The sequence below is a fragment of the Mesorhizobium sp. B2-3-6 genome (genome assembly GCF_006442305.1).
Taxonomy (GTDB): domain Bacteria; phylum Pseudomonadota; class Alphaproteobacteria; order Rhizobiales; family Rhizobiaceae; genus Mesorhizobium.
Window position 1 is genome coordinate 1 of sequence record NZ_VFVW01000020.1, and the last position, 8,307, is coordinate 8,307.

The window sequence follows — 8,307 nt, forward strand, 5'->3', positions numbered from 1 at the left end:
TGAACCGCTTCGACGCCAAAACAGAAGCGGACAGATCATGTGCTACCAAACCGGACAACTTGATTAGCTACCGACATTGCAGTGGGCCGCAAGCGCGACGTCACTCGTCTACCTTATAGAAATTGCTTTCACCACGCGGACATTCCGTTCGAAGTAGCGATGCACTTCTCCCGAAGGAGGCGGGTCCTGTGCCGCCACATTCGACCTGATGCTGGCAGCGCAAGCAAGTAACGCAAATTCCGTCTGATGCTCCCCAGACACCTTCTACTTCAGCGTATTCCCAGTCAGTTTGGACCCGCATATCCGCCCATCCTATGTTCGAACGTATCATGAACATAGGCGATTCTTTGAGAATCGATAAGGTCTAAATTTGGCACTGTGAAAAGAGTCAAATGCCAATAGCTATGGCCACCCGTATCACTGCACCCCACCTATCTGGTTTCAAAGCACCTCGAAGACAAACGTCTTCACCAGCGCATCCGGCTCGGCAATCGCATAACAGCGGAACCACGGGCTTTGCTCGACCAGCCGCCATTTTCCTGTCCGTTCCAGCTCGTCGAAGACGGCCTGGAAACCACCGCTCTCGAACACCTGGTCGCGTACGGTGAAGATGGCGTGGCCGCCTTTCTTCGTGATGCGCACCAGTTCGTGCAGGCCGGAAGCCGGCGCATGGCTGATGGTGAACACGCCGGTCGAGAAGAAGGCGCGGAAATGGCCGTCGGGCCAGGGCAGCGGGCCGCCCAGCATTGCCTGCTTCAGCTCGCTATAGGCGTCGCGGCTGCCGGCGATCTTCAGCATGTCGTCCGACAGGTCGAGCCCGGCGATATCGCCGTAGCCCAGCGCCTTCAGCGATGGCCCCGACAGGCCGGTGCCGCAGCCCGCGTCGAGCAGCGGCCCTTCGCCCGCAGGCACATGGCGCGCCATCCAGGCGGTGATGAGGAACGGCAGGAGATAACCGAGCGAGGCGGTCTCGCTGTCATAGGTCGCGGCCCATGCGGCATAGGCCTGCGTCAGGGTTTCGGGCGTATCGGCCGTATAGACCGAGTCCAGCGCAGCATTGGCCTTGTCGATGTTCATGGGCATGCTCCTTCTCCAGTGCGCAACCGGAGCGTAACGCCGTCCTTGCCGAAAGACTATTCCTGATGCTGGCGGCGCAGCCGCCGTTCCAGCGCCCGGAGCGCCAAAGACAAGCCGACGGTCAGGATGAGATAGATGTAGGCTGTTATCGAATAGGTCTCGAAGAAGCGGAAGGAGCCGGCGGCATAGACCTTGCCCATCTGCGTGATGTCGGCGACGCCGAGCACCGAGACCAGCGAGGAATCCTTGACCAGGGCGACGAAGTCATTGCCGAGCGGCGGCAGGATGGTGCGGATCGCCTGCGGAAAGACGATGAGCCGGAAACGTTGCGCCCTCGTCAGCCCGAGCGCCTTGGCCGCTTCGATCTGGCCCTTCTCGACCGCCTGGATGCCGGCCCGGAACACTTCGGAGATGAACGCGGAATAGCCGATGGTCAGCGCCATGACGGCGCGCCACAAGAGCGAGACGTCGCGCACCTGCAACTCGCCGAGATAGCCGGTGCTCTGCAGCGGCGCGGTCAGCGCGTTCCAGGCTGCGACGAAAGCCGGTGCGCCGGCAAACGCGATCCAGAACAAAAGCACCAGGATCGGTACGCCACGGATGATCTCGACATAGAAACGCGCGATCTGCCGCAGCCACTGCGAACCCGACAATCCCATCAGCGCGATGCCGAGGCCGATCATCGAGGCCAGCGCGAAGGCGACAATGGTGACGAAGACGGTGACGCCGATGCCCTTGGCAACAGTGGCGAAGACCTGAGCATAAAGATCGCTGGCGGCGATGGCGAGCGCGGCGGCCAAGGCAAGGACAAGGGCGGCGGCCAGCCACCAGGGGAATTCAGGTTTGGCGGAGGATGAAGTCGAGGACGGCATCAGATATTGCCGGTGACAAAGATACCAAGGCTGCGTTCTGTCACACCCCCCTCTGGCCTGCCGGCCATCTCCCCCGCAAGGGGGGAGATCAGATGTCGCCTCGGCTTTCGCCAATCACCGACGTAAAAGAGAAAGCCTTGTTCGCGAAGCAGCCAATCTCCCCCCTTGCGGGGGAGATGGCCGGCAGGCCAGAGGGGGGTGCCTAGGCGCAAAGTCAGCGCAAGTTCCCGCGCATAACCATCATGCAATGCGCGTAACAACGAGGTTCACTGCCCCATCTTGTAATCAAGAAACCATTTCTTGTTCAGCGCATCGAACGTGCCGTCGGCCTTGAGCGCGGCGATCGCGGCGTTGACAGGCTTCACCAGGTCGGAGCCCTTGGGAAAGATGAAGCCGAAATCCTCGGTGCCGAGCGGGCCGCCGATCAGCTTCAGCTTGCCCTCGGAAGCGTCGACATAGCCCTTGCCCGCAGTGCCGTCCGTGAGCACCACATCGACGTCGCCAGTCTTCAGCGCCTGCACGGTGGCACCGAACGTCTCGAACAGCTTTATGCGCGGGTTCTGCTCATTGCCGTCCAGCACGCTGTAGACAGCGGTGTAGAAGGGCGTCGTGCCGGCCTGCGCGCCGATCAGCCCGTCCTTGAAGGCGCCGAAGGTCTTGGCGTCGGTGAAGCGGCTCTCGTCGCCGCGCACCAACATGAACTGTTCCGAGCGCATATAGGGGTCGGAGAAATCCACCTTCTGCTTGCGGTCGTCCTTGATGGTGATGCCGGTCATGCCGATGTTGTACTGGTTGTCGGAAACCGCCTGGATCATCGCGTCCCAGGACGTGTTCTGGTACTCGACGGTGAAATTCAGCCGCTTGGCGATCTCGTTCATCGCGTCATATTCCCAGCCGATCTGTTTTCCGGTCTTGGCATCGATGAACTGTAGCGGCGGATAGGCGTTTTCCGTCACCACCACCACTTTCTTGCCGCCGAGATCGGGCAGCGCCTGGGCGAAGGCGGCAACGGGCGCAAGCATGACGGCAAGCAGGCCGGCCAGCAGCAGTTTCGATTTTGTCATGACACACTCCCCGGAAGTGAAAGCGCCCGGACACGGGCCGGGCTTGCAAAGGAAATCCGGCGCCGACTTTAGCTCTCCGCAAGCGCCATGCAAGACGCTCCGCTGCGCCACGGCCGGCGAAAAACGCAAATAGATACTTTCGGCCGGGATTTTGGGGAACGATCCTTGCCGTGGCCGATCAGCCGCGCTGCGGCGCTCCGGCATCGGCCTCGCGCAGCCCGGCGACGAAGCGGGTCAGCGTGCCATGCAGCGACTTCAACTCGGCTGGGTCGAGCGGCATGCTGCAGAGCATGGCGGCGGGGATGTCCCTGGCGCGCTCGCGCAAGGCTTGGCCCTTGGCTGTCGGCTCGACCAGCACGCGACGCTCGTCGGCAGGATCGCGCCGGCGCGTAACCAGGCCGCCGGCCTCGAGCCGCTTGAGCAGCGGCGTCAGCGTCGCCGAATCGAGGCCCAGCGCCTCGCCGAGTTCGCCCACCGTGCTCGGCGCGCGCTCCCACAGCGCCAGCATGGCCAGATATTGCGGATAGGTCAGGCCAAGCGGATCGAGCAACGGCCGGTAGAGCCTCGTCATCAATCCGCTCGCCGAATAGAGCGCGAAGCAGAGCTGGTCGCTGAGCCTTGGGACCGCGCTTGTCCCGGCATCACCCGCCGGGACCTGGTTGGCCGTGTCTTTGGTTTTCGCCGTCATGTCGCCTTTGCCGAAATCGCCACCTCGATATTGCCCCTGGTTGCGTTGGAGTAGGGGCAGATCTGGTGCGCTGCCGATACAAGCGCTTCGGCGGCCGCCTGATCAAGACCTTTCGTCTCGGCCGCCAGGGAAACGCCGAGCAGGAAACCGCCCTGGCCGTTGGGATGGAGGCTGACAGTGGCCGTCACCGAGGCATCGCGCAGCGGGAGTTTCTGCTTGCCGGCGAGAAACCGCATGGCGCTTTCGAAGCAAGCGGCATAGCCGGCGGCGAAAAGCTGTTCGGGATTGGTGGCACCACCCTTGCCGCCAAGCTCCTTCGGCATTGCGAGGTCGAGGCTGAGCAGGCCGTCATCGGTCTGGACGTGGCCGGCGCGGCCGCCGACGGCACGAGCCTGGGTCGAATAGAGGGCGGTCATATCAAGTCTCCAAAATTAGTTTGTACACGATTAATTAGTGTATCGTATTATAGAAGTCAATCCCGCTTTGGAAGCCCGCATTTGGCAAAAGGCGGGCTCCGAAACGAAAAAAGGCGGCCGAAGCCGCCTTTTTCAGAATGTCTGTCCAAAGCCTTTATTCGGCGGCGGCGGCTTCCGCAGCCTTGGCGGCCTCGTCGTCGGCCTTCTTCTCGGCGGCTTCCTTGGCGGCCGTCTCGGCGGCCAGCGCCTGCGCGGCGGCAACCTTCTCGGCCTCGATGCGCGCCTTCTCGGCGTTCAGCGCATCGCGCTCCTCATCGTTGAGCTTGCGGGCGCGCACGCCGGTGTTCTCCGAAATACGGGCCGACTTGCCGCGACGGTCGCGCAGATAATAGAGCTTGGCACGACGCACCTTGCCGCGACGCACGATCTCGACGCCTTCGACCATTGGCGAAAACACGGGGAACACGCGCTCGACGCCTTCGCCGTAGGAGATCTTGCGGACGGTGAAATTTTCCTGGAAGCCCGAACCGGCACGGGCGATGACGACGCCTTCATATGCCTGGACGCGGGTGCGGGTGCCTTCGGTCACGCGGACCTGGACGCGCACGGTGTCGCCGGGCTGGAATTCGGGAAGCTTGCGCTTTGCTTCGATCTTGGCGGCCTGTTCGGCCTCGATCTGACGGATGAGATCCATCTCAATAATCCACTTCTTGTTCTTCCGACAGTCAGAGCGCCCGGCGCTCGCCTTGCAGTTCCAATGACCGCTCGGCTATGCCCTTTGTTCGAAAACATCGGGCAGGGGCGACTACACCGCCATTGTTGACGGGTCCGGCAGATTTCTCCCGGTTCGGCGGGCACATACAGCTATTTCGACGCTTTGTCACGTCTTGGCCGCGTCTTTTTTGCTCGCGTGCACCATCGTATCTGTCCACTACCGGGTTGCAAGGGCCCTTCAAGCTGCCTAAGGCGGGGCAACCATAGTTCTCCGGCGGCATCCTCATGTCCTTTTTCGACGCGGTCCTGCTATTCATGGCGGGTTTTCTTTCCGGCGCCGCCAATGCGGTCGCGGGCGGCGGCACCTTCATCACCTTCGGTGCCATGACCTTGGTCGGCCTGCCGCCGATCGTCGCCAACGCGACCTCCTCGGTGACGCAATTTCCCGGCTACATCACCTCGACGCTGGCCTACCGGGACGACATCCGCCATTTCTGGCGTGGCGCCCTGCTGCTCTGCCTGATATCGGCGCTCGGCGCACTGGCCGGCGCGCTTATCCTGCTGGCGCTGGACAATCCGTCATTTCGCGTCCTGGTGCCATGGCTGCTGCTGGCCGCGACGGCGCTGTTCGCCGCCGGGCCGTGGCTGAAGCCCGCACCCAAGCCGGGGCATGAGGCTTCCGTGGGCTCATTGGCCGGCTCGCTGGCGCAGTTCGTCACGGCCATCTATGGCGGCTTCTTCGGGGCCGGCATGGGCGTGATGATGCTGGCGACGCTCGGCCTGACCCAGGCCGGCGACTACCACCGCCTGAACGCGCTGAAAAACATGCTGGCCATGGTCATCGCAGCGGTCGCCATCGTCGTCTTCGTCTCGGGTGGCGTCGTCGCCTGGCCGCAAGCGATCGTCATGATCCCCGGCGGCGCGTTGGGCGGCTATGCCGGCGTGTGGATCGCCAAGCGCGTGCCGCAGAACGTGGTGCGTGGCTTCGTCGTCGCGGTCGGGCTGTTCTTGGCTTTCTACTATTTCGCCAAGGGCTGAGGAGAGCCGAGCAAGTCCGGCCGCCGTTCTCGAGTCAGCTTCTCCGACTCTGCCCGCCGCCACGCTGCGATCTTGCCGTGGTTGCCCGAGGTCAGCACCTCGGGAATGGGCCGGCCCTCGAAATCCTGCGGCCGCGTGTAATGCGGGTGTTCGAGCAGGCCGTTTTCAAAGCTCTCTTCTTCACCCGACACGGCATTGCCCATGACGCCGGGCAGCAGCCGCACGACCGCGTCGAGCAGCACAAGCGCCGCCGGCTCGCCACCGGACAGAATGAAGTCTCCGACCGAGACTTCCTCCAATCCTCGCGCGTCGATCACCCGCTGGTCGATGCCTTCGAAGCGGCCGCACAGGATGACGGCGCCCGGCCCGGCGGCCAGTTCGCGCACGCGCGCCTGCGTCAGCGGCTTTCCACGCGGGCTCATCAGCAGCCGTGGCCGCAAATCGCCTTCGGGCGAGGCATGGTCGATCGCCCTGGCCAAGACATCGGCGCGCATCACCATGCCGGCGCCGCCGCCGGCCGGCGTGTCGTCGACAGTGCGGTGGCGGTCGGTTGCGAAGTCGCGGATCTGGATTGCTTGCAGCGACCATGTACCCACCTCCAGCGCCCGCCCGGCCAGCGACAGGCCAAGCAGACCCGGAAACATTTCCGGGTAGAGCGTAAGCACGGAGGCGGAGAAGCTCACCGGTTGCCCCCGGCGTCCCTCGGGCCGCGCGGCCTGCCCTTCGGGTCGAAGCCTTCCTCGCGCGGCGCTTCGCCGTCCTCGTCCTCGACCAGTCCGGCCGCCGCCTGGTTGACGCGCACAAAACCCTCGGCGATGGACACTTCGGGCACCGCGGCCTGCGTGAACGGGATCAACACGCCCTTGCGTCCGGCCAGCGTCACATCGAGGATGTCGCCGCCGCCGAAATTGTGCACGGCGACGACCTTACCAAGGACGGCTCCCGTATCGTCCCGAACCTCCAGACCGATCAGGTCGGCATGATAGAATTCGTCCTCCTCGCCGTCATCGGGCAGCATGGAGCGATCGACGAACAGCTCCGTGCCGGCCAGCGCCTCGGCCGCGTTGCGGTCACTGACACCCTTGAAGCGCACCACGACCACGGTGTTGGCGGGCCTTATGTCGATGATCTGGAAGGCGCGGCCGTCCCTTGCGTAAAGCGGCCCGTAATCGGCGAGCGCCAGCGGATCGCCGGTAAAGGTTTTGACGCGCAATTCGCCCTTGATGCCGTGAGCGGCGCCGATCACGGCCATCTGGACAGGGTTCTGGGGCTTGCTCATGGCGCGCTTTTACCTTCGTCATCCACGGGCGGAGCAGGCGCGAAGCGACTGCGCAGACCCGAGGACCCATTCGTTACGGTGATCAAACCCACGGCAGTTCAGAAAGGCTCACGGGTTTCGTTCCTGCAACTCTCTATTTGCGGATACCCCGTTTGGCCAATCACCACGGTTTTGACTTGCCGCCGGTCGACTCCTAGCCCCACCGGATTGTCATTTCAATGACGCCTCTTCACCGCTTCCTAACCCGGCTGCCGGAAAATGACGGCGAACCGGAACGACGCCATGCAGGAATTCCTTATCCCGGCAAAGCCCGACCTCCAGGCGGCGCGCGAAAGCTGGCTCAAGATGCTCGCGCGAGAACGTCGGCTGTCGCCCGAGACGGTGGAAGCCTACGAGCGCGACACCAGGCAGTTCCTGCATTTCCTGACGGGTCATAATGGCGGCCCGCCCGGCATAGCCGACATCGCCGATCTGCGCCCGGCCGACCTGCGCGGCTTTCTCGCCGCCCGCCGCAATGAAGGCGCAGGCGCCCGCACGCTCGGCCGGGGGCTGGCCGGCATTCGCTCACTCTTGCGCTTTCTGGAACGGCGTGGTCTCGCCAACGCAGCGGGCGCGGCGGCCCTGCGCGCGCCTCGCCAACCAAAGTCACTGCCGAAACCGCTGACGGCCAGTGACGCAAAACATGTCGTTTCCGTCGAGGGTCAATTGGCGGAGGAACCCTGGATCGCCGCCCGCAACGCCGCCGTGCTGACGCTGCTCTACGGCTCGGGCCTGCGCATTTCCGAGGCGCTCGGCCTTGCCGGCGCCGAACTGGCGTCGGAGGCCGACACGGTGCTGCGCGTCACCGGCAAGGGCGGCAAGACGCGGCTGGTGCCGGTGCTGCCGGTGGCGCTCAGGGCGGTTGCCGAATACCGCCGGCTGTGCCCCTACCATCTCGACCCCAAGGGCCGGTTGTTTCGCGGCGCGCGCGGCGGCCCGCTCAACCCGGCCATCGTCCAGCGCGAGATGGCCAAGCTGCGCTCGGCGCTCAACCTGCCGGACACCGCAACGCCGCACGCCTTGCGCCATTCCTTCGCCACGCATCTGCTCGGCCGCGGCGGCGACCTGCGCACCATCCAGGAACTGCTCGGCCATGCCAGCCTGTCGACCACGCAGATCT

At 64.1% G+C, this 8,307-nt stretch carries 10 protein-coding genes; 2 read left to right on the forward strand and 8 right to left on the reverse strand.

The features are described from left to right. Positions 1–441: 441 nt before the first annotated feature. The 6 genes from FJ953_RS30190 to rplS form a co-directional block, all read right to left on the reverse strand. Positions 442–1,077: a class I SAM-dependent methyltransferase gene (locus FJ953_RS30190; protein ID WP_140625660.1), complete on the reverse strand. Its 636-nt coding sequence runs from the start codon at positions 1,075–1,077 to the stop codon at positions 442–444. A gap of 56 nt (positions 1,078–1,133) precedes the next feature. Beyond that, positions 1,134–1,949: an amino acid ABC transporter permease gene (locus tag FJ953_RS30195; protein ID WP_140625661.1), complete on the reverse strand. Its 816-nt coding sequence runs from the start codon at positions 1,947–1,949 to the stop codon at positions 1,134–1,136. Positions 1,950–2,215: 266 nt separating this feature from the next. Next, entirely contained in the window at positions 2,216–3,013 is a 798-nt protein-coding gene (locus FJ953_RS30205) for a transporter substrate-binding domain-containing protein (RefSeq protein ID WP_140492740.1), read from the reverse strand. Positions 3,014–3,191: 178 nt separating this feature from the next. After that, positions 3,192–3,701 (reverse strand): MarR family transcriptional regulator, encoded by a 510-nt coding sequence (locus tag FJ953_RS30210; RefSeq protein ID WP_140625662.1) that lies wholly within the window; start codon positions 3,699–3,701, stop codon positions 3,192–3,194. Beyond that, positions 3,698–4,117 (reverse strand): organic hydroperoxide resistance protein, encoded by a 420-nt coding sequence (locus FJ953_RS30215; protein ID WP_140492746.1) that lies wholly within the window; start codon positions 4,115–4,117, stop codon positions 3,698–3,700. The genes FJ953_RS30210 and FJ953_RS30215 overlap by 4 nt, the downstream gene beginning before the upstream one ends. A 154-nt stretch (positions 4,118–4,271) precedes the next feature. Continuing rightward, the gene (gene rplS / locus FJ953_RS30220) at positions 4,272–4,811 is read right to left on the reverse strand and encodes a 50S ribosomal protein L19 (RefSeq protein ID WP_140625663.1); all 540 of its coding nucleotides are present in this window, start codon (positions 4,809–4,811) and stop codon (positions 4,272–4,274) included. 305 nt (positions 4,812–5,116) lie between these two features. On the opposite strand from rplS, the gene FJ953_RS30225 reads away from it, so the two are divergent. Further along, positions 5,117–5,869: a sulfite exporter TauE/SafE family protein gene (locus FJ953_RS30225; protein WP_140625664.1), complete on the forward strand. Its 753-nt coding sequence runs from the start codon at positions 5,117–5,119 to the stop codon at positions 5,867–5,869. On the opposite strand, the gene trmD is transcribed toward FJ953_RS30225, so the two are convergent. Further along, positions 5,851–6,552, reverse strand: a complete 702-nt coding sequence (trmD, locus tag FJ953_RS30230; RefSeq protein ID WP_140625665.1) for a tRNA (guanosine(37)-N1)-methyltransferase TrmD — start codon at positions 6,550–6,552, stop codon at positions 5,851–5,853. The genes FJ953_RS30225 and trmD overlap by 19 nt on opposite strands. Then, complete coding sequence (gene rimM / locus FJ953_RS30235; RefSeq protein ID WP_140492758.1) at positions 6,549–7,148, reverse strand: ribosome maturation factor RimM; 600 nt, start codon at positions 7,146–7,148, stop codon at positions 6,549–6,551. The genes trmD and rimM overlap by 4 nt, the downstream gene beginning before the upstream one ends. A 282-nt stretch (positions 7,149–7,430) precedes the next feature. Between rimM and FJ953_RS30240 the strand changes: the two genes are divergently transcribed. Beyond that, positions 7,431–8,307, forward strand: an 877-nt coding sequence (locus FJ953_RS30240; protein ID WP_140524679.1) for a tyrosine recombinase XerC, incomplete at its 3' end; no start/stop codon positions are given.

What these genes read in the sequence shown, in the direction of transcription:
- FJ953_RS30190 (WP_140625660.1), bottom strand. Translation starts at nt 1,077, where the DNA reads ATGAACATCGACAAGGCCAATGCTGCGCTGGACTCGGTCTATACGGCC.
- FJ953_RS30205 (WP_140492740.1), bottom strand. Translation starts at nt 3,013, where the DNA reads ATGACAAAATCGAAACTGCTGCTGGCCGGCCTGCTTGCCGTCATGCTT.
- FJ953_RS30215 (WP_140492746.1), bottom strand. Translation starts at nt 4,117, where the DNA reads ATGACCGCCCTCTATTCGACCCAGGCTCGTGCCGTCGGCGGCCGCGCC.
- rplS (WP_140625663.1), bottom strand. Translation starts at nt 4,811, where the DNA reads ATGGATCTCATCCGTCAGATCGAGGCCGAACAGGCCGCCAAGATCGAA.
- FJ953_RS30210 (WP_140625662.1), bottom strand. Translation starts at nt 3,701, where the DNA reads ATGACGGCGAAAACCAAAGACACGGCCAACCAGGTCCCGGCGGGTGAT.
- FJ953_RS30225 (WP_140625664.1), top strand. Translation starts at nt 5,117, where the DNA reads ATGTCCTTTTTCGACGCGGTCCTGCTATTCATGGCGGGTTTTCTTTCC.
- FJ953_RS30195 (WP_140625661.1), bottom strand. Translation starts at nt 1,949, where the DNA reads ATGCCGTCCTCGACTTCATCCTCCGCCAAACCTGAATTCCCCTGGTGG.
- rimM (WP_140492758.1), bottom strand. Translation starts at nt 7,148, where the DNA reads ATGAGCAAGCCCCAGAACCCTGTCCAGATGGCCGTGATCGGCGCCGCT.